At 71.5% G+C, this 23,845-nt stretch carries 1 protein-coding gene (only partly in view); it reads left to right on the top strand.

The genetic code is table 11. From position 1 onward, the window contains the following. The first annotated feature begins 2 nt into the window (after window positions 1–2). A protein-coding gene (locus tag ACH4U7_RS16465) for a lonely Cys domain-containing protein (protein ID WP_398528598.1) crosses the window boundary here: on the top strand, window positions 3–23,845 show its 5' portion. The gene runs 18,856 nt beyond the window's last position; only the first 23,843 of its 42,699 coding nucleotides appear in the window; its start codon is at window positions 3–5; its stop codon lies beyond the right edge, outside the window.

The raw sequence follows: 23,845 nt of genomic DNA, 5'->3' as shown, positions 1-23,845 counted from the left end.
CCTTGGTACCCGACAGCATCGAATTCCCCGAAGAGGTCCGCTGGATACTCTTTGTTCTGCTGGGCGAGTTGCCGCTTCAGGCGTCCTCGGACATGGCGTTCGACAGGAGCACGCCGTACGAGGACAACGGGGATCGTGTGCTGGAACTCCGTGATCGCATCACGGATTTGGTGTACAAGGTCGACGGAGCCCTCCCGCCGGAGGTGGCCGCCCGCTTCAAGGAGGCGATGGCCACTCTGATCGATGTCGGGGGCTCGGACACGATGTCCGGGTTCTCCGATCAGTTCCGCCAGAAGTCGCGCAATCAGATCGATCACTCCAGAAACATCATGGAGTCCAAGTTCGAGATCATCGCCGAGGCGTTGATCCTGCTTGCGGAGCTGGCCATCATCGCGGCCCTGTCCTTCTTCACCGGAGGGTTGTCCTTCGGTGACACCGCCGCGGCGAAGGCCCGGACGACGGTGGCGATCCTGACGACCCTCAACCGCCTGCTGCGCCAGACGCATCTGCTGCCCTCGATCACCGAGGCGATCGAGGAGGCGCTCACCACCTTCGCGGTACGGCTGGCGATGCTGGCGCTGAACGACGGCAAGCGCCGCCCCGACGGCATCGACGGGACGGCCATCCTCAAGTCCTTCACGGTCGGCGCGTTGGCGGGTTTCTTCACCTCCGTCATCTCCAAGTACATCGGCAACTTCTACAAGAACCAGTTCAACAACTTCAACGACAACAAGTGGGCGCAGTTCGGGGGCGAGGCCTTCCGGGGCTTCTCGAGCGAAGGCCCCAGTGAGGCCCTCGCCGAGTTCCTGGTCAACGGCCTCTTCGACGGCAAGTGGAAGTTCGACCCCATGTCGCTGGTCGGCGGTGGCCTCAGCGCCATCTCCGAACTCGTCATGAGTACAGTCCTGGAGAGCATCGGCAAGGGGCTGAACACCAAGGTCTTCGGCGGCCGCAACATCTTCGCCACGTACAACCCCCTGCCCGGCCCGAACTCCGTCCTGGGGGGCGGTGGCGGCGGCCCGATCGTCAAGCCGGTCACCAACAGCACATTGACCCCCGATACGCCGGACCCGACACCGACACCGACGCCGTCCTCCCCGAACACGACGTCGACCCCCACGCCCGTACCCACGGCGCTCACTCCTCCGACCGTCTACAACGACCCCGTCGAGACGCCGACGAGCGAGATCGTGGACCTCGACCGAGACGACGACTTCTCGGACACGGACACGGACACGGACACGGGCACGGACACGGACACCGACTCGATCGCGGATTCCGACGGGTACTCCGACATCACCGACTGGGACGCGTACGAGGAGACTGGCACCTCGTCCCCGGACACCGACCCCGGCGCCGTGCCGCTGACCACGCCCAAAGCCGGTGCCCCCGACCCCACGCCACTGCCGTCGGCGTCCCGGCGGGCCGACACCACCCCGCTCCCGGACCCCGTGCTGGACGGCGATCTCTCGCTGCCGCCCACGTCCACGCCATCCATCACTCCCTCCACGACCCCCTCGACCACGCCGTTCGCACCGCCGCGCGGTCGCGACAGCACGCTGGACACCGGATTCGACGGAACCCTCGACGAGACGCCGGATCTGACACTCGATCCGGAGCCGCTCCCGGACCCGATCGTGGACGAGACGAGCGGGACGCCCGACACGAGCGGCCTGCCGCACAGCACGGGGGTGCCGGGGGACGGGGCCACCGGCCACGCCACCAACCCCGCGCCCGCGAGCGCCACGCCGAGGCCGCGTACGGAGTCGGAGGCCATCGCCGACCAGGAAACCGGGATGCTCCCGGACGAGCGGTCGCCGCAGGACATCCCGGCGGCGCCCCCCTCCGCGACCCCGGACGCCACTACGGGCCGGACCCCGACGGCCACCGGCCAGGGCAACACCCCCACCACCGGCCACGACTCGGCCACACGGCCGTCCACCACGCCGTCCGGCCACAACGAGGACGACACCCCCACCCCCGACGAGACCACCACCGCGGAATCGGTCTCCGGCGAGGTGGCACAGCCCGCCCCCCACCACCCGGCGACCGCGGAACCGGTCCGGGACCCGGTACGCCCCGAGCAGTGGCGGGGACGGCAGCAGCAGGTGCCCGCCACCCTCGTGCGCACCGAGATCCAGTCCCTGGTGGTCGAGGACCAGGTGGCCGACCAGGACCTCGACCCGGCGGCCCAGCCCGGTCAGGACACGGTCGTGCGCACCGAGGTCCAGCGTGTCCAGGCCGACGACGGCCGCTTCGTACGCAACCTGACGCTGGACCTCCCGGTGCGGTTCGGCGACGGGTTCCCCGCCGACCGGCTCCAGCAGTTCCAGGAGCGGACGCGCGCACTGCTGGAGACCCAGGTCAACCACGGGCTGCCGCTGCCGCGCTCCGGCGACCAGCTCCACATCGACCTCAACCTCATCCACGATCCCGGCAACGCCGAGGCCATCGAGCTGTCCGCGACGGACACCCCCGCCCCGTCCGACCAGTTCCACATCCGGCTCGCCTCCGACGACCCGTCGCTCGCCGCGCCCGAACGTGACCGCCGCCAGGCCCGCAACGACACCACGGCCCTGCGCCAGATGCTGCGCTACGCCGGTGTCGCCCCGGCCCCGGACGCGCTGCCGGGCCCGGCCGTACCGCTGGACCAGCTCCAGACCGTCGAGGACCTGACCGACACCCGCCCGGCCGTCTCCACCGACGGTCCGGCCGTCTCCACCGACGATCCGGCCGCCGCCCCGCACCGGCCCGTCACCGCGACGTCGAGTGCGTTCCCCGAGGCCCCCGCGGCACCCCCCGCGAGCGCGCGCGAGGGGCGTTCGCGGCTGCGGCCAGGGCCGGAACGGCGTGTCGAAATCCAGCAGGCGCCTCAGGTGGGGGAACACTCCGCCGACGTGCCCGAGGAGTCGGCCACCTCGGGCTGGGGCATGTCCCGCGACAACCACCTTCGGTTCCAGGCATTCGCCGACCAGGGCGAGCTGGTCATCGACGTGCGGCCGCGCAACGTGGACTCCGTGAAGTGGCTGACGCTGGGCGCGCTTCCGAAGCCCGAGGAGATCAAGGCGAAGACGGTCAACGCCTTGGACGTGCGTCTCGGCGCGCCGCAGGACAAGCGCGGGCTGGTCGGCTTCTTCGAGCCGCGGCTGCCCGAGGGCGTGTCCGCCGACGACCCGGTCCTGGCCCGTTACCAGCAGCGCCTGAAGGAGTACCAGTCGCTGCGGAACCAGATGGACGAGCTGGCGGCGGAGGGCCGGTACCGGACGGTCGGCGGCGTGGTCCACGCGGTCGTCGACGGCGGCGCACTGAGGCCGCTCACCGGAGATCTCGACATCTTCAGGATCAACAGACTCGATGGCACCCCGTTGTCGGCGGAGCAGTACGAGTCGCTCATCGAGCAGATGAAGAACTCCGACATGGACGTCATGCACGGGGCGCATCTGCGCTGGAATCCGCAGGGCGAATTCGGCCGGGCGCTCTACAGCACCGTCAACGAGGCGCACCGGCTGAGCGGCGGCGGGGAGCCGTTGCTCAGGTTCGTGGCCCGTCGGAGGTCCTCGACCATCGCCTACGCGGATTCGTGGTCGTCCGGCACCGGGTCCCCGGACGTGCTGACGAGCTCCACCGACAGCCTGGCCTCCGGCACGGCGGACCACCCGGCACCTCCCGGGCAGGCACCGGGCGAGGCCGGCCTCCAGACGTCCCCCGGCGACCCGTCCACCGCGCCGCAGCCGGTGAGGCAGGCCACCGGGACCCCCGGGGCGTCGCCCGTTCAACCGCTCCCTGACGACGTGAAACTGGACGTCGGCCGCCGGTTCAACGCCCTCATGCGGGACATCGGCCACCCCGTCGTCCTCGCCGGCGGGGCCCGGGGCAGGGTGCAGTTCGAGAACCCGCGCCCCCTCGGCACCCTGGAGTTCCACCTCCCCACCGACGCGGCCCAGTTCGCCGATGTCGTCAACCGGGCCATCGCCCAGTGGTTCCCCGGGGCGTCGCCGAACGCCCTGCGCGCGGGCGCGGACGGACGCACGCTGACCGGTGTGGTCCAGGGGGCGGAGATCACCGTCGGCACGGCCACCCACGTTCCCGCCGACACCACCGAGATCGACGGCTTCACCGTTCCCTCCGCCACCGAGTCGCTGGCGGACACCGCGTACACGCTGGCCCTGGCCACCGACGAGCAGCAGCGCGAGAGGGGCCTGCTCGACCTGCTGTGGGGCCTGTCGTACGCCCCGGACGACGACGCGCTGCCGGCCGCCCGGCTGGAGGCGCTACGCGGCGACGCCTACCGTGCCGCACGCCCCTCCTGGACCGCCCCCACACTGACCGTCCGGCTCAGCGAGTTGCTGGACGGGGTGGCGCGGAACCCCGACGCCCGGTCGGTGTACGAGGCGAAGTGGTCGGCCCTCGGCGCGGTACAGGCCGACCTGAGGTGGCTGAACGACGAACTCACCAGCCTCGCCGACGCCTTGCGCGCCACCGACACGGTGGCCTCCGACCCGGTCCGGCAACTGGCGTCGCGTCTGCCGGGCATGCCTCAGGCCGACCGGACGCGGGAGCTGGAGTTGCTGTCGCCGGGGGACCGTGAGCGGCTGGCGTCCGATCCGGTGCTGGTGGACGCGCTCCGGACCACTCTGCCCGGCGAGGAGTTCGCCACGACGGCGGCCCACCTGATGGTGCAGATACCGGCCGGGGTGGACCAGCCGGTGTCGGCGCGCCACGAGGTGCGGACGCAGATCGCGCGCATGCTGCGAGACCCGGACGTCACGGCGAAGCTGCTGAAGGACGGCGCTCGCGTGATCGTGGTGCCCAAGAGCGAGGCGATCACCACGCTGGACCCGTTCCGCGACCTGGCGGGGCGGATCAGGTCGGACGGCCGGTCGTGGGACGAGGTGCGGGGTATCGGCCGGCGGACGGCGGGAGTGACGGAGGAGAACCTCCTCGGCGAGTTCACCTCCGTCCCGGGGGCCCAGCCCGCCTATCCGGACGGGTACTCCACGACCCTCCACGAGTTCGCGCACACGATCCACCAGTACGGGCTGAGCGAGGCGGAGCAGCAGCTCATCCACGACGTGTACCAGGAGACCCTGGACGAGGACGGCGCGTTGTTCCCCGACGGCCCGCGGTACGGCTACGACGGCGAGGGGCGCCGTACGGGGGCCAACTACTCCAGCCGGGACGAGCTGGAGTTCTTCGCCCAGCTCACCAACGTCTACTTCCGGGCGAACCGGGGGAAGGACCCGTACACCGGGGAGTCGCGGCACAACGGCGGACCGGACTGGGTCCGCAGGCACTACCCGGCGTTGTTCCCGCTGACGCAGCGGCTGTACGGCGCCGACCCGGAGGCCGTGTACGCGGGGACGGTCAACCCGGTCGACGCCACCCAGGCGGAGAACGAGATCTGGGAGGGCTTCCGGGCGCTGTGGGACGAGGCGGAGGGCACCCACGTGCCCCAGCCCCACACCCCCGCCCCGGTGCCCGCGCCCCCCGTGCGCCCGGCCGGCGGGATCACGGACGCTCCCGCCGCGCCGCCGGACACGGATGGCGCGACATCCGCGAAGGGGAACGAGCCGGCCGCCGCACCGCAGACCCAGCAGACCTCGCCGCCCGCTTCCGGTGAGCTGTCGGAGTACATCCAGAGCCAGGGCACCCAGTACGACGGGCACCTCGGCCTCGTCCTGCACGAGCCTACCCCCGACCCCGTTCTCGACGGGCTGTACCGGCAGATCATCGAGGCGCTCGGCGTCGAGCCGGACAGTGCCGACGGCCGTGCCCTGCGCACCCGGCTGAGCGAGGTGCTGAGCGCGGAGGAGATCGAGCGGCACCGGCCGTATCTGCGCAGCACTCAGGGCCACCGGATCACCGTCCAGGTCGGTGACCGGGAGCGGACGGTCGACGTACGGCTCGCCTACGCGGACATCCGGAAGTCGACGAAGTACGGGCGGACCCCGGCGTCGCTGCCCGACGTCCAGGTGGAGCGCCGCGCCGAGGGGAGCCAGTCGTCCTCGGACGCGGAGGGATCGGGGAACGTACGCAGCGGCTCGTTGCCGTGGACCGCGGTCTACCCGCACGACGGTGGCGGCGCGCTGCGCTGGTGGGACGGCACGGTCACGCTGTCCGCGACGCACAACCAGCTGGCCCAGTCCGTCACCGTCGGCGAGACGTTCCTGGTCACGAGCAAGCAGCATGCCAAGGATCCCGCGCATCCGGTGGACTTCGACGGGCGATGGCAGGTCCGGGTGGACACCCCGCGCGAGGATCTGACCGCCAACTGGCAGCCGGAGCAGTCGCACGGGACCCTCACCGCGTGGTACCCCGAGCATCTGGCCTTCGGTGACACCGACGCCGCCGACCTGCCCGAGCCCGGGGGCGTCGACGACCTCCCGCTGTGGGGCGTCGACAGCGTCGCCGAACCGCGCAGGCTGCTGACCGAACTCCTCCAGGACGAGCGCTTCGCCGATCTGACCGCCCAGGAGCGGGCGCTGGAGGACTTCCTGTCCGAGCAGATGCTGAAGGGCACGGCGCATCTGCAGCGCGACGGCGGGGTGTATTCGGCGACGCTGCTGGACGAGGACGGCAACGCGGTCGGGATGGTCAAGCTCGCCGCGCGGATCGAACCGGGACAGCCGACGAGGAAGAGCGCCGACGGCAAGTTCTCACTGGAGACATGGCTCACGCACGCGTCCAACGTGGACCGCTCGGCGAGGTTCACCAGCGGCATCGGGATCGAAGGCTCGGGCGGGCCGACGTTCACCACCGACCATGCCGCGGGACACCCCCGCGGTCCGGCGTCGTTCGGCGGCAACCTCATGGGCAAGGCGGGCGTCAACTGGCAGGTGAACGAGGGGCTGAGCACCGCCAGCAGCGCGACGCTGATGCACGGTGTCTACACCGGCAGCAGCCATCTGCTCACGCCCAGCCGGGTCACCTACGACGTGACGTTCTACCGGGCCGGAGGCGGGGAGGTCACCGGTTCGTTCGGACCGTGGGAGGACGGCCTGCGGCTGCGGATCGCCCAGCGGGCGACGATGGCGGGCCACCGGCCCGGCCCGGACGAGGTGCGGGAGCTGCCCGAGCACCTGGAGAACCTGGAGAGCATCGGGTACTCCGAGACGCCCTTCAAGGTCGAGGGGGCCGATCCGCTGTTCGCGCGGGCGGAGGCGTGGCTGCGGCAGGAGGGGTTCCTGCCGCCGGCCGAGCCCCGGCGGCGGTCCTTCCCGTTCCGCCTCGACGAGCCGCTCGTCCTGGCACAGCTGGAGAACCTGCGGCGGCTGGGACGGATGCGGTCGCAGTTCGCACTGGCCACCTCGGCGCCGGACGAGGTGGACGGCGGGCACCCGGAGTGGTTCGAGCGGCCCAACGCCGTCACCGGCACCCGGCGGGTGCAGCTGCGGTTCTCCATCACGCGGGACACCGGGCGGCACTCCGAGCACACCCGCAGGCTGCCCGATGTCCACCAGGTCGGGTTCAGTTCGTACGAGTCCAGTGGCGGGCGGCAGCGGGGTACGGCGCTGGGCGGCGCCGTGGGCGGCGGCGGGGGCTTCAACATCCCGCTCGCGGACGGCGACTGGACGCTGAACACGGGCCCGGACTACACCGGCACCGTGCAGCTCTCGGACTCCGTGAGCACCGGTGACGCGGTCGGCCTCGACCAGTTCGTCATGGCGACGGAGAACGGCAGCGAGGTCTTCCGGGTACCGGCCAGGCTCGCCCTGGACCTGTACGAGGGCGACGACGACGCCCCGCGCATCCGCTTCGCCGATGACGACACGGCACCGGCGGACGCCGACGGCCGTACGGACACCGCGGGTCCCGCGGACGTGGTGGAGCTGCGGGACCGGGGTGCCACCCCGCACACCGTCCCGGGCAGCGTCTCGTTGCTCGTGCCGCACTACCGCACCCACCAGCCGCGCCGGAGCCTCGTACCCGCCGCGCCCCGGCCGGGGCATCTGATCCGGGAACCGGTCACCGACGGCGGGCCGACGGACGATTACCGGCGCCTGGACATGGTCGACGGGCAGGGCCGCCCGCTGCCGGGCCTGACCCGGCTGCCGGACGGCGCGGTCGTGGACACCTTCCGTGCCACCGCCGCTCTGATGGAGGCCCTGGGCCAGATCGTCGCGGGGACCTATCCGGGCCACCCGGAGCAGGGGCCGCTGGGCCGGGCGGTGCGGCGCGCCTCCGAGACGCTGACCGACCTGGCCACGAGCGCCTCCAGGCGGGGTTCAGCGGTGAAGGAGGCGCTGCCCGCGAGCCTGACCGGCGCCGTCAACCGGGTCGGCACGGCCGTCAGCTGGGCGGCGACGCCCGTGACCTGGGCGGCCCAGGCCTCCGCGACCGGGGCGGTGGCGACCTACAAGTGGACATCGGTGGCCGTGGCGGGCGCGGCGCTGAACGATCAGGGCACCCTGGCGGCCGAGACCCGGCATGACGGGATCCGGCCGGCCCAGCTCCTTTCCCGGGCCTGGCAGGTCCTGGGCGGCGTGCATGTGGTCGAGGGCCTGACGCTGCCGGGCATGGCGGCGGACCAGGTCATGATGGTGGAGATCAGCGGCTATCTGACCAATCCCCGGCAGCTGGGCTCCGAGTCGCTGTACTCCGAGCAGGACCTCACCGCCGCGGACACGGCGGGCCGGCAGCGCGGCGTCGGCGGTGCGCACCAGGGCAACTTCCAGCTCACCGCGCTCCAGACGGCCCCGACCGTGCCCGACCGGCTGGTCCACCAGTTCAACCCGAGTGGCCGGTACACCCACTCCCGCCGCACCGACGACACCGGCGCGCTGAGCTCCGGCACGAAGATCACAAGTATCCCGTCCGAGAAGGGCGACCAGCTCTGGATCGGAAACGACCTGACGCTGGTGATGACGGTCAAGTGGGGTATGCGCAACGTGGCCGGGAACACCGTCGGCCTGGGCAGCTACGCCCCGGTGACGGTCGCGATCGACCTGCCCCGCGCCGTGACGTACCTGGCTCCCGCTCAGGCACTGGCCCGCCTGGCGGCGTGGTTCCAGGGCATCCCGGGCATCCCGAGCCTGACGCCGCCGGGGCCGGGCGTCCCGCTTCCCGACCGGTTCGCCCGCACCCGCCAGCTGGGTGCGGCAGTCGTTCTGTCGGTCACTCAGCTCGACGACACGACGAACCGCCGGGAGCGCCGGGACCGGCTGGGCCGGGAGCTGACGGCCCTGGTGGAGAACGAGGCGCCGGGCGTCACCCGGCCCGGCCACGCCTCCTACCTGTCCGGTGTGGAGACCGAGATCGCCCGCCACACCGAGCCCTCGGCGCTGCGCGCCCTGCCCGGACGCGGCCCCGCGGGTTATGTGCGATTCCACTTCCTCCACGTCGCCTACGGCGCTGCGCGGCTGGTCGAGGTGACCCTGCGTGCCGAGCCCTACCTCCAGACGCCCGCCCTGCGCGGGGTACGCGGCCGCCCGGCCGGTGAGGGCTCTGGCCTGGAACAGACCGACTCGCACACCCCTGAGAACAAGGCGAAATCCTCCACCGTCACCACGACGCGTCAGACGGCGGTCAACCCCGTCTCCCGCTATCCGCGCCCCGGTTACACCGGGCGTACGGACCGTGAGGGCCCGTCCGTCGCGCTGACCGAAACCCGGTCACGCACCAGGCGGTCCGAGGTGACCGGGGACGACCGCTTCCAGATACGTTCGGGGAGCGCCGCCGACTTCGACATCGACTACCGCTTCACCGCGTCCGTCCGCTCCCAGCTGATATGGGAGTGGCCGGCCAACATCCCCGGCGGGATCTTCCAGGGCGGGCTGCTGAACCTGTCCGGCCTCGAAGGCGATGTGGCCGAGAGGGTGCGCACCTGGGTCCGGCGTCTGCTGCGGGGCCGGCCGGAGGGCCTGGCCACCGTGCCGGTCGCGACGGTACTGCGGTTCGTCGGCTCCGAGGCCGTACGGCCGCGGCAGCACGCCGGGCCCCGGCCTCCGGCCCTGCTCACCCAGGACCCGCTGGAGATGTCGCCCCAGCAGGCGCGGGCCCAGGGCACACTGCCGTTCTCGGGCGGTTCGCAACTGGTGCCGACCGGGACGACGCCGGTGTACGACTACAACGCCGTCCCGCAGCTGAGGCAGGCGCTGCACGACGTCGCCCCGCGCACGACCGCCTCCTGGGGGCTGCCCGCGAACGCCTCCGCGGAAGCGACGGCCACCCGTCTGGGCGAGCTGATCCAGGCCGGTGACATCAGCCTCGACCCGCCACGCACGGCGGCCGGCCTGACCACCACGATGCCCGGCAGCTGGCCGCTTCAGGGCCCCGGTTCCGCGCCGTCCCTGCAGATCACGCTGCACAACCCGCGGCCCGTGACGGATGCGGGCGATGTGGCCGTGGACCGGATCCGCAAGCAGGGCCGCACCTCCTCGACGACGTCCTCGGCGGGCAGTTCCTTCGCCCTGAACCAGCAGGGCACCTACAGCCTCAAGAGCGGCAACGTCCAACTGCTGAGTCTGGGATTCCCGCTGGCGGCACAGCAGCCGCACACCACCTCCTCCGGAGGCGGCGCGTCCGCCGCCGGCCTCAACCGCATGCGGATCGGCAACACCACCGAGCCCGACGACCGGCACGGCACGCGCGGCTACGAGACCCTGGTGGACACCGTCACCACGGTGAGTGGCCCCGAGGGCACCCGGTATGTCACCGGAAGCTCCACCGCGCGGCTGTGGGAACGCGACGTGCTCGGCTTCGGCATCACTCCGCCGCGCCCCGGCCCCGGGATCTACGACCTGCCCGCGATGCTCGCCCACCAGGACGCGGACGACCTGCGGGACTGGGCACGGCATCCGGTCACCGACCTGCCACAGACGCTGACGGACGGTATCGACGAGGCGGACGAGTCGGCGCAGCTGTGGCTCGCGCTCGGCGCCGACCCGGACGGAACACGGCTGGCCCGCGCCTTGTTCGTCGCCTCCCGTACGGCCGCGCTGTCCGGGAAGCCGGTCGAACTGGTGGTGCGCGCCGAGGAGGGGCTGCGTCACTGGCCGTTCGCCGCCGACGGCTCTCTCGCCGATATGACCGAGGCCACCCGCGACACCTGGGAGCGGATACAGGGCGCCATCGACACCTACCTCGACGCGGTGCGGGCCGAGGCGACGGCGCGCCACAGGGAGGACGGGCTGGTGCGGCGGCAGCGCGGCGCGGCGCGGGCCCTGGAGACCACCGGCCGTGCCGTGGACACCGCCACCACCGCACATCAGGGCGCCGATCGAACCCACGGCGATGCCGTCCGGAGCGCCCTGGCCATCCGGACCGTACTCGGCAGGGTGCGGACCGAGATCCGGGAGGCGGAGAAGGAACTCGCGAGCCTGGAGAAGGCCGCGCGTGACGCGCAGGCGCGCTACGACGCCGCTCCGGAGGCGGAGCGGCGGATGCGCGAGGAGTGGCAGCAGGCGCAGGCCGAGGTGGAGCGCATCGAGCAGCTCATCGCCACCTCACCGGCAGCAGACCCGGCCGTCGCCGCCGAACCACGGAGCACCCTGGCCGAGGCCCAGGAGCGTGCCACCACCGCCCATGAACGGGTGCTGGCTGCCCCGCGGCAGCGTCAGCAGTACTACACGGCGATGACCACCGCGCGAGAGTCGGCCGACGAGCTCGGGACCACCCTCGAAGGGACACGCGAGCGGGAGAGCACCCTCACCCAGGACCTCGAACGCGCCGAGGGCGCCGTGGACCGGGCGGAGCAGAGGCTGGAGCAGGCGGTCAGGGAGCTGACCCGCAGGACCAGGGCCCGCGACGCGGTCCAGGTCCAGGTCCGCGGCATCGAGCGGGATCTGAACGACGTCCGGCAGGAACTGGAAAGGCAGGCGCGCCGCCATACGGAGGCGTGGGGCGGGCTGCCCGGTCTCGCGGGCAGGCTGGACACCGGCCGTCGTGCGGAGGGCACCGGCGAGGGACCGTCCCTGCTCGGCTCCCTGTCCTCGGCACCCGCCCGTTCGCTCCGTTCCGGCCTGGCCGGGACGGACGAGCCTTCCCTGTTCTCGCCGCCCCCCGGCCCGCCCGTTCCCCCGTCCACGGTGCCCGCTCCCGCTCCCCAGGCCACGTCGGGGACTTTCGCCGGTGCGTCCGATCCGTTGTTGTCCGCGTGGACTCGGCTGGCGGGTCCGTCGGATGCGTGGCAGGGGCGGAACTGGACGGGCAAGCCGGTGAGCCGGGTGCTGCCTGGTCGGGTGCGGTTGTATGAGACGCGTCCGGGAAAGACGCCGCTGATCGTGTCGGATGAGCCCGCGCCGTGGCCGGATTCGGCGTATGTGGTGGCGGGCCAGGGTGAGAACGGGGGTGTGCGGGTCCCTGACGGCCGGGTGCTGGATGCGGCGGTGTTGGCCGATGTGCTGGGCGCGGACCCCGAGTTGGCGGGGTTGCCGAAGGATGTGCCGGTGGTGCTGGCTGTGCCGGACATGGGCAGTGAGTATCTGGATGAGGTGGCCCGCCGGCTCGGCCGGATGGTGTGGGCGCCCAGTGGTGAGGGGCGCCTGATTCCCGACGGCTCGGGTAACGCGCATGTTCTGGGGCTGGTCGACCGTGATGCGGATCTGCCGTACGGCGCTTGGGTGCCGTTCGATCCGACGCCCAAGACGGGGGCGCCGTTCGAGGACCGTGAGTGGACGGCGCTGGACGGCACGAAGTTCCGTGACAGCGATGTGTATACGCGGCCATTGGTCTCGAAGGACCATGAGCGCTACGGGCGGATTTCGATCCTGGACCGCGACAATCTGCGGCGACGGGAACAGCGGTTCCGGACGTTCCGGGAGATGCGGCGGCTTGTGCATCTGGTGCCGGCCGGTGGCAGTCGGCACGACGGGACGTCCGAGGAGGTAACTCCGGATCCCGCGATCTATGTGTTCGCCGGTCATGGGAAGCCCGGTGTGCTGGCTCTTGCGCTCCGCGACGGCCGGATGGTGCGGCTGGGCAAGCATGACGCGGCGCGTTACGTCGCGGGTTTGCGCGAGGTACGTGAACTGCCGGCAGGGCATCGGCTGCACGCGGAGGTGTGCTGGAGTGCCTCGGACGGCGACCCGATGCGGGCTCATCCCGACACTGCTCCCGCGCCGCATATTGATGATCCGCTGGAGGACATTCCGTTCGGTCATCTTCTGGCGAATGAGAGTGGGCGGGAGGCGTCGGCGGTCACGCGGTCGACGGGCCTGAACGACAACGACCGTGTGGTGGTGGACGGGGCCGATGGTGAGCGGGGGCGTCGGGTCAGCTACCGTCCGGACCCGTCTCATCCCCAGTTGGACAAGCTGGCCCGCGACATGGATCTGCACAAGGGGCCCGGTGGTGTGTCGCCCGAGACGCGTGCGACCACTTTGCGGCTGGTGCGGGCGCTGCGGACCGCGTTGGGCAATAAGGTCGAGGACAATCCGTTCCGGTATCGGCAGGCGCTCAAGGGCATCGGCGCGCTGGAAACACTGCGCGCGAATGACCCGGAGCTGAACAATCGCACCCCGTTCCGTCTGGACATGCTGGATTTCCTGACCCAGGCGCATACCGGGAAGGCTCCGGACGAGGCGGGCTATCTGGCATTGCTCACATTCGCCCGGGAACAGATCGCGGCAAATCCGCATGCCCAGTTGAGCAAGGGGATCAATTCAGCTGCCCTGCGACTGACGCTCGGCCAGTTCTCCACCAACGGTGAAGCTGTCGTGCGTTCCGTGAAGGCACTGCCCAGCACGGTGGCATTGACCCAGAAGCAGGTGGCATCCGCATTGTGGGCGACAGCTCGTGCCGCTCAGCGGATGGGCCAGGTGCCGGGGCCGGACCGGGAGGCGTTCGGCCGCAAGGCGCTCCATCTGCCCGGCACCGAGACATGGGACCGGGCGAAGCAGGAAACGCTGTGGGCGCTCACGGCGAAGGCCATCGCTGAAGGCATCGACGTCACCGACGGCAATGTCCTGGCCGCCTACCACCTGAGGGAGAGCGGCGCGTTCGGCCCCGGCGCTCTGCTGATGCAGGGGCAGAACGTCCAGGGCGTCAACTGGAGCGGCACACCCGCGCCCGCGGGCGTCAACTGGGGCAGCATGCGCCAGATGACGAACGGGCCCAGCGGGACCGCCACCCAGCCCGCACAGCCCGCCTGGGTGGGCCAGGGGCAGCCCATGCCGCTGCTGAACCTGATCCATGTGGACCAGGCCGGGAACATCGTGCTGCACCTCCCCGGCCGCCCCCCGCTCCCGGTATCGGAAGACGAGTTCCTGGCACTGCTGGACCTCGACCCGGGGCTGCGCAGTACCCCACTCGCCCATCCGGTGCTGTTCCTGACCTCCGGTCCCGGCGCCCTGAGGCCGGAGCTGGTGCAGCGGTTCTCCGACCGCACCGGCCGTCCCGCCTTCGGCTACAGCGCGCCGCTGATGCTGACCTCCGGGAATCCGTTCGTCCCGCTCAACATCCTCGCCCTCCTGGACCCGGCCACCCAGGCCCCGGGCACCTGGCACGCCGCCTCCCGGCAACCGAACCCGTCCACGTGGTCCTCGGCCTCATCCGACCCCGACACCTTCGCCCCCACCGACCCGGCCGCCCCGCAACCGGCAAGCCCCGGACCGACGGACCCGTTGCTGTCGCCGCAGACCCTGATGGCGGGTCCGTCGGGTGCGGGGCAGGGGCGGAACTGGACGGGCAAGCCGGTGAGCCGGGTGCGGCCCGGACGGGTCCGCGTGATCGAGACGCGGCCGGATGCGCTGGCGAAGATCGTGTCGGAGAAGGATGCGCCGTGGCCGGATACGACGTATGTCGTCGCGGCGAACGGCGACCCCGGCGGGGTGCGCGTCCCGGACGGCCGGGTGCTGGACACGGAGGCGCTGGCCGACGTGCTGGCCGCCGACCCCGAGCTGGCACGACTGCCGAAGAACGTGCCGGTGCTGCTGGTTGTGCCGTTCGCGCAGCGGTCCCTGGATCTGCAGGCGCTGGCGGACCGGCTGGGCCGGCGGGTGGTGGGTCCCAGCGGTGAGGGGCGGCTGGTCGGTGACGGGTCGGGGAACGCGCATCTTCCGGTGCTGGTCGACCGCGCGGCCGACAAGCCGGTCGGCGTCTGGGCACCCTACGATCCACAGGCCACGACGCTGCCGTTCGAGGACCGGGAGTGGACGGCGCTGGACGGGACCACGTTCCGGGACAGCGACGTGGACATCCGGCCCCTGGTCTCCAGCGGGCACACGCAGCGGATCGGCCAGATCTCGGTGGAGGACCGCGAGGAGCTGCGGGAGTTCGAGCAGCGGTTCAAGTCGTACCTCGACATGCGGCGGATCGTGCACCAGGTTCCGGCTGGTTCCGGCGATCAGGAGGCTGAGACCGAGGAGATAACCCCTGATCCGGCGGTCTATGTGTTCGCCGGTCATGGAAAGCCCGGTCTGCTGGCGCTCGCCCTCCGCGACGGCCGGACCGTTCGGTTGGGCAAGCAGGACGCCGCGCGTTACGTCGCCGGGCTGCGCGAGGTGCGCCAGCTGCCCAAGGGGCACCGGCTGGACCTGGCGGTCTGCTTCAGCGCGTCGGACGGCGACCCGCAGCAGCCCCCTGGCGACGGTCCGCGACCCCACGTCGACGATCCTTGGGCTGACGTCCCGTTCGGTCAGTACGCCGCCAACGAGAGCAGGCGTGAGACCACTTCGGCGACCAGGCGGACCGGTCTGACCTATACCCATCGTGTGATGACCGCCGCGGTCAATGGGGAGAGGGGGCGTCGTGTCACGTTCCGGCCTGAGCCGCTTGATCATGAGCTGGACGGGCTGGCGCGTGACGCGGGTCTGCACAAGGGTCCGGGTTCGGTGCCGGCGGAGACTCGTGCGACCGCGTTGCGGCTGGTGCGAGGGGTGCGAGGCGTCTTCGGCAACGACGTCGAGAGCGACCGTGGTGTGCCGGGTGGGCGGTATGAGCGGCTGCTCAAGGGCATCGGCGCGCTGGAGACGATGCGTGCGAACGATCCGGCGCTCAGTGGGGTCACCCCGCTGCGGGAGGACATGCTGGCGTTCTACGCGCAGCAGCACAGCGGGAGGATCGCGGATGCCGCCGCCTACGAGTCTCTTCTGGACTTCGCCCGGGACCGTGTCGCGGCGGATCCTGATGCGCGGCTCAGCACGGAGGTGCCGGCGCCGGCTCTGACGGTGACGCTCAATGAGCTCGCCACGTCGGGCGAGGCCATATTGAGTTCCGTTCAGGGGCTGCCCGTCGGGGCGAAGGCGAGCCCGGGGCAGGTGGCGTCCACTCTCTGGGCGATGGTCCGGGCCGCGAAGATGCTGTTCAACGAGATACCGCCGGCGGACCGGGAAGCACACGGCCGCAGTGTGCTCCACCTGACCGACGCGGACCCGTGGGACCTGCCGAAGCAGAAAACCCTCTGGGCCTTGACCGCCAAGGCCCTCGCCGAGGGGTTGGACGTCACCGACCGCAGCCTGCTGGCCGCCTACCACCTGAAGCAGACCGGCGCCTTCGGCCCGGCCGGTCTGCTGTGGCAAGGGCAGAACGTCCAAGGCGTCTACTGGAGCGACACGCCCGCGCCCGAGGGAGTGAACTGGCGCAGCGTGCGTCAGATGACGCAGGGGCCGGGCGGGACCACCACTCAAGAGGTCGTGCCCGAATGGGTCGGACCAGAGCTGCCCGACCCCCTTCTGAACCTGATCAATGTGGACCGGGCCGGGAACATCGTGCTGCACCTGCCCGGCCGCACCCCGCTCCCGGTGTCCGAGGACGACTTCCTGGCGCTGCTGGACCTCGACCCGGCGCTGCGCACAACGCCGCTGGGTACTCCCGTCCTGTTCCTGACCTCCGGTCCCGGATCCCTGAGGCCGGAGCTGGTGCAGCGGTTCGCCGAGCGCACCGGCCGTTCCGCCTTCAGCTACAGCGCGCCCCTCAGGCTGACCGCCGCCGATCCGTCGGCCCCGCTCGACATCGTCGCTCTCCCGGACCCGGCCACCAAGGCCCCGGGCCACTGGACCAAGGCCACCCGGCAGTCGCCGCCCGTGGAGCCCTCGGGTCCCACCAGCATCGTGGACTCGCCCGACCCGGCAGACCCGGCAGACCCGGCCGCCGCACAGCAAGCGGGTTCGGACGGAACCGGTCTGTTGCTGTCGGAGGAGACCCTGATGGCGGGTCCGTCGGGTGCGGGGCAGGGGCGGAACTGGACGGGCAAGCCGGTGAGCCGGGTGCGGCCCGGCCGGGTGGGTCTGATGGAGACGCGGTTGGGTGCGCCGGCGAGGATCGTCGCGGAGGAGGACGCGCCGTGGCCGGATTCGGCGTATGTCGTCGCGGCGGAGGGCGACCCCGGCGGGGTGCGGGTCTCCGGCGGCCGGGTGCTGGACACGGAGGCGTTGGCCGACGTGCTGGCCGCCGACCCCGAGCTGGCACGACTGCCGAAGAACGTGCCGGTGCTGCTGGTTGTGCCGTTCGCGCAGCGGTCCCTGGATCTGCAGGTGCTGGCGGACCGGCTGGGTCGGCGGGTGGTGGGTCCCAGCGGTGAGGGGCGGCTGGTCGGTGACGGGTCGGGGAACGCGCATCTTCCGGTGCTGGTCGACCGTGACGCGAAGAAGGCGTTCGGTCTCTGGGCACCCTACGATCCCCAGGACACGACGCTGCCGTTCGAGGACCGGGAGTGGACGGCGCTGGACGGGACCACGTTCCGGGACAGCGACGTGGACACCCGGCCCCTGGTCTCCGAGGATCACGAGCGGTTCGGCCGGATCTCCACGCGGGACGGCGAGAGCTTGCGGAGGTCGGAGCAGTTTTTCAAGTCGTACCTCGACATGCGGCGGCTCGTGCACGAGATTCCGGCCGGTTCCGGCCGCCAGGACGTTGGGATCGAGGAGATAACCCCTGATCCGGCGGTCTACGTCTTCACCGCACACGGGAGTCCGGGCCTGATGGCGCTCGCCCTCCGTGACGGCCGGACCGTGCGGTTGGGCAAGCAGGACGCAGCGCGTTACATCGCCGGGCTGCGCGAGGTGCGCCAACTGCCCGCGGGGCACCGGCTGGGCCTGGAGGTCTGCTACAGCGCCTCGGACGCCGACCCGCATCAGGCGCATGGCGTGAACCAGCCCGTGCCCCACGTCGACGATCCTTGGGCTGACGTCCCGTTCGGTCAGTACGCCGCCAACGAGAGCAGGCGGGAAACCAACGCGACCACCAGATCGACCGGTATAGGGAGTGCCAGTCGTGTGATGACCGCCGCGGTCAATGGGGAGAGGGGGCGTCGTGTCACGTTCCGGCCTGAGCCGCTTGATCATGAGCTGGACGGGCTGGCGCGTGACGCGGGTCTGCACAAGGGTCCGGGTTCGGTGCCGGCGGAGACTCGTGCGACCGCGTTGCGGCTGGTGCGAGGGGTGCGAGGCGTCTTCGGCAACGACGTCGAGAACGACCGTGGTGTGCCGGGCGGGCGGTATGAGCGGCTGCTCAAGGGCATCGGCGCGCTGGAGACGATGCGTGCGAACGATCCGGCGCTCAGTGGGGTCACCCCGCTGCGGGAGGACATGCTGGCGTTCTACGCGCAGCAGCACAGCGGGAGGATCGCGGATGCCGCCGCCTACGAGTCTCTTCTGGACTTCGCCCGGGACCGTGTCGCGGCGGATCCTGATGCGCGGCTCAGCACGGAGGTGCCGGCGCCGGCTCTGACGGTGACGCTCAATGAGCTCGCCACGTCGGGCGAGGCCATATTGAGTTCCGTTCAGGGGCTGCCCGTCGGGGCGACGGCGAGCCCGGGGCAGGTGGCGTCCACTCTCTGGGCGATGGTCCGGGCCGCGAAGATGCTGTTCAACGAGATACCGCCGGCGGACCGGGAAGCACACGGCCGCAGTGTGCTCCACCTGACCGACGCGGACCCGTGGGACCTGCCGAAGCAGAAAAAGATCTGGGCCTTGACCGCCAAGGCCCTCGCCGAGGGGCTGGACGTCACCGACCGCAACGTGCTGGCGGCCTTCCACCTGAAGGGATTTGCCTTCGTCAAGTCCAAGCTGCTGAGGCAGGGGCAGGTGATACAGGGCGCCAACTGGAGCGACACGCCAGCGCCTGCGGGGGTCAACTGGCGCAGCGTGGAACAGATGACGCAGGGGCCGGGCGGGACCACCACCCAACAGGTCCAGCCGGAATGGGTCGGACCGGGACTGCCCGACCCCATCCTCAACCTGGTTCACGTGAATCAGGCCGGGAACGTGGTCCTGCACCTGCCCGGCGGGCCTCCGATCGAAGTGTCCGACGACGAGTTCCTGGCACTGCTGAGCCTGGAACCGGTCATGCGCAGAACCAACCTTGTGCAACCGGTCCTGTTCCTGACCTCAGGTCCCGGCGCCCTGAGGCCGGAGGTGGCGCAGCGGTTCGCCGAGCGCACCGGCCGTCCCGCCTTCAGCTACAGCGCGCCCCTCAGGCTGACCGCCGCCGATCCGTCGGCCCCGCTCGACATCGTCGCTCTCCTGGACCCGGCCACCCAGGCCCCGGGCCAGTGGACCGAGGCCACGCGGCAACCGCCGAAGTCGCTCACTCAGTCATCGGCGGCAGCGGGCCCCGTCACCGTGTTCGGCCCGGCGGACCCGGCCGCGTCGACACAGCTGCCGGACATCGGGGCGCTACAGATCGGTGCGGAGGGGGAGCCCTCGTCCAGTCCGCTGTTGTCGCCCGGGACGTTGATGACGAATGCGTCGGGGGCGCCGCGTGGCCGCAACGTGACGGGCGAAACGGTGCGCCAGCTGCGGCTCGGGCGGGTGCGGGTGTTCGAGGAGCGGCCGGGTGCGCCGTTGAAGGAGGTGCCGGGCGCCGCCGCCCCCGCGCCGTGGGGAGACGCGGCGTATGCGGTGTGGGGCGACAAGGACCCGGCGGGTGTGCGCTTCCGTGACGGGCAGGTGCTGAGTGCCGAGGAGTTGGCGGGGGAGCTGGCGGCGGATCCGGAGTTGGCGAAGCTGCCGCAGGACGTGCCGGTGGTGCTGGTGGTGCCGTATCTGGCGAACGAGCGGTACCTGGAGTACATGCGCGCGGTCGCGAATCGACTGGGGCGGACGGTGTGGTCTCCCAGTGGTGATGGGCGCCTGGTGCGGAACAAGAAGCGTGAGCATGTTCCGGCGCTGATCGATCACGGTCCCGACCAGCCGATCGGCGCGTGGGTGCCGTTCCATCCGACGGCGAAGTCCGCGCTGTTCGTGGACCGTGAGTGGACGGCGCTGGACGGGACGACGTTCCGGGACAGCGATGTGGACTCCCGGCCTGTGGTCTCCGACCGGCATGAGCGATTCGGCCGGATGTCGCACGCGGATGATGTACGGGACCGGGAACAACGGCTGCGGTCGTACCTCCATGCGAAGAAGTTGGTGCATCTGGTGCCGTCCGGTGGCCGGACGGCGCTGGTCAGCGAGGAGAAGCGGCCGCCGTCGGACCCGGCGGTCTATTCCTTCGTCGCTCACGGGCTGCCAGGAGGACTGCAGCTCGCTCTCCGCGGCGGCCGGACGGTGTGGCTGAGTGCCGCGGACGGCGGGCGGTACATCGGCGGGCTGCGTGAGGTGAGCGAGCTGCCCGACGGGCACCGGATGGGTCTGGAGGTGTGCTGGGGCGGTTCGGCGGGGAATCCGTTGCTGCCGCAGTTGGACAACCGGCCGGCGCTCCCGGTGGACGATCCGCTGGCAGAGGTGTCCCTCAGCCAGCACACGGCCAACGCGAGCCGGCGGGTGACCAACGCGTCGGTGATGAGCAGCGGGTTCTTCGACGACGCGCGCATTCTGCTGGACACGCCCGGTGGTGTGGCCGGGCGCCGTGAGGACTCGGTGCCCGAGCCGCTGCCGCGTGAGCTGGACGACATGGCCGTGAAGGCGGGGCTGCACTCCGGTGAGGGCGAGGCGCCGCCCGCGGTGCGGGCGGTCACCCTCCGGCTGGTACGGGCGTTGCGGAAGGTGTTCGGTCCGGAGGCCGAGGCGGACCGTGACCTGCACCAGCAGTTGCTCAAGGGCATCGGCGCGATGGAGATCCAGCGTGCCAACGATCCGGCACTGAGCCGGTTCACACCGTTCCGCATGGAGTTGTGGACCTTCATCGCGCAGCGTGTGGGCGGTAAGGCGCCGGATCGGGACGCCTACCGTAAGGTTCTGGACTTCGCCGCGAAGCGGCTCGCGGAGAAGCCGGACGCCCGGTTGAGCGAGGACATCGCGGATCCGTACATCCAGCACGCCCTGAACCAGGTGACGAAGTTGGGCGCGGGTCTGGTGCGGACGGTGCTGAGGCAGCCCGAGACCACGCCGGTGACCCAGCGCGCGGTGACGCGGGTCTTCTGGGCGATGGCCGGTGCCGCACAGCGGATGGGCGGCATGGATGCGGCGTTCACGGAGCGGCTGGGGCGCGAAGTGCTCCACATGCCCCCGGACGAACAGTGGACCCCGGCGAAGAAGCAGGAGTTGTGGATCCTGACGGCCCAGGCCATCGGGACCGGGCTGGACCCGTCGGACTACTTCACGCTGGCCGCTTTCCACCTCGCGTCCAAGGGGGCGTTCGGGCCGGCACATCTCCTCAAGGAAGGCGAGACGGTCCGGGGCTACAACTGGAGCGGCACGCCGGCGCCCGACGGCGTGTACCTGCGTGTCGTCGGCAGGCAGGACCAGGAGGACGGCGGGACGTCCCTCAAGTACTTCCGCGCGGCGTGGACGGCCGACGGGGAGCCCGAGGACGTCATGGTGGTGTGGACGGATACCGACGCCGACGGTTTCGTGGTCCTCCACCTGCCCGGGATGCCTCCGCTCCGGCTGCCCGACCAGGAGTTCCTGGCGCTGCTGGACCTGGCCCCGATGCTGCGCGCGACACCCCTCGGCGTGCCGCTGGTGTTCGTGGTGTCCGGTGCGGGCGGGGTGGGAAGCGCGGGACGGCCGTCGCCGTTGTCACAGGTGTTCACCGACCGTACGGGCCGCAACGGCTGGGCCTACGGCGCGCCGCTGACGGTGGTTCCCACCACCCCGCCCGCAGGCGCCGCGTCCGCCCCGCTGCGTATCCTCGGCCTGCCCGAGGCGGGTACCGGGAAGCCGGGCAGGTGGAGCAAGACGTGGTTGGATCGTCCCGACCCCACCACCATCACGTCGTCGGCCACGCAGGGCGCCGCACTGATGTCCTCCCCGCCTCCCCGAACCGCGCCCCCCGCACCTTCGGACGCGACCGATCCCCTGCTGTCGCCGGCCACCCTGATGCGGGACGCTTCCGGTGTGGTGCGGGGACGCACCCTGACGCATGAGCAGGTCCTCCGGGTGCGGACCGATCGTGTGCTGGTGGTCCAGGACAGGCCGGGCGAGCCGGAGGCAAGGGAACCGGACGAGCCCGCGCCGTGGGGCGGCGACGCCTACATGGTGGACGGCGAGCTGGTTCCGGGGGGTGTGCGGATCCTCGGCGGGCAGGTGCTGACGTACGAGGAGTTCGCGGAGAAGCTGGGAGACGATCCGGAGCTGGCGAAGCTGCCGAAGGACGTGCCGGTGGTGCTGGCCGTGCCGTACGCGGCGCGCCGCCAGTACATGGCGTTGCAGCGCGCGGTGGCCATCCGCCTGGGACGGCGGGTGTGGGCTCCCAGCGGTGACGGGCGTCTGCGGTACGACGGCGAGCTGGACGCGCACGTTCTCGCGCTGGTCGACCCCGGCCCCGACCGGCCGCTCGGCGTCTGGGCGCCGTTCGACCCGCCGACGGTGAAGGTGCGCTACACCGACCGCGAGTGGACGGCGCTGGACGGTACGGAGTTCCGGGACAGCGACGTGGACACCATGCCGCTGGTCGACGAGAACCATGAGCGGTTCGGCCTGGAGTCGCATCGGGACGACGAGCCCAAGCGGCGCACCGCCGAGCAGCGGTACCGGTTGTTCCGCTCCGCGCGCCGGCTCACGCACTTCGTGCCGGTGAGCGATGGCCTTGCCATCGTCGGATCGGAAGAGCTGCCCCCGCAGTCGGCGGTCCACACCTTCGTCGCGCACGGCAAACCGGGCAGGGTGGGGCTCAGTGTGCAGGGCCGCACGGTGTTTTTGAGCACCCGCGACGCGGGACGCTACATCGGCGGGCTGCAAGAGGTGGCCGAACTGCCTCCCGGCCACAAGCTGGACGTCGTGGTGTGCTGGGGCGAGTCGGAAGGCGACCCGTCACGTCCTCAGCCTTCGACCGCCCCGGCCCCCTTCGTCGACGACCCGCTGGAGGACGTGCCGCTCGGTCAGCGCGTCGCCAACGAGAGCCGGCGCGAGGCGACCACGTACACCCGGCAGACCGGCGCGGGGGACACCGGCAGGATGGTGATCGACGGCCCCGGCGGCGAGGCCGCCAGGAGGGTCACCCACCGGCCGGAGCCGCTGGACCACGAACTCGACGCTCTGGCGCGGGAGGCGGAACTGCACCGCGGCCCGGGTGCTGGGTCTCCGGAGACCCGTAGGACCACGCTCCGGCTGGTGCGGGCGCTGAAGCGGGCGTTCGGCGAAGGCGTCCAGGACGATCCGCGGTTCACCGGGATGTTCCAGGGCGTCGCCGCGCTGGAGCGGATGCGCGCGGGCGACCCGGAGCTGAGCCGGCTGACGCCCTTCCACATGGGTCTGTGGACGTTCCTCGCCCGCCGGTCCGGTGGGTTCGTCCCGACCCGGGCCGACTATCTGGCCGTGCTCGACGACGCCCGCGACCGGCTGGCCGCGGATCCGGACGCCCGGCTCGCCCCAGCCCCCGACCCGGCCCTGGCGTACTCCCTCGACCAGCTGACGAAGGGTGGCGACGCGCACGTACGGACCCTGCTGAGGCTGGGCTCCTCCGCGCAGGTGGACCCCCGACAGGTCGCGTGGGCCCTGTGGGCGGGCGTCGCCGCGTCCCAGCGCATCGCCCTGCCGCCGCGGGACGTGGCGGAACTGGGCCGCAAGGTGCTCCATCTGCGGGA

Origin of the sequence: Streptomyces sp. NPDC020845 (assembly GCF_044334165.1) — a bacterium.
Classification (GTDB): Bacteria; Actinomycetota; Actinomycetes; order Streptomycetales; family Streptomycetaceae; genus Streptomyces.
The sequence above is the reverse complement of the archived record's forward strand: the minus strand, read 5'-3'. Positions and strand labels throughout refer to the sequence as shown.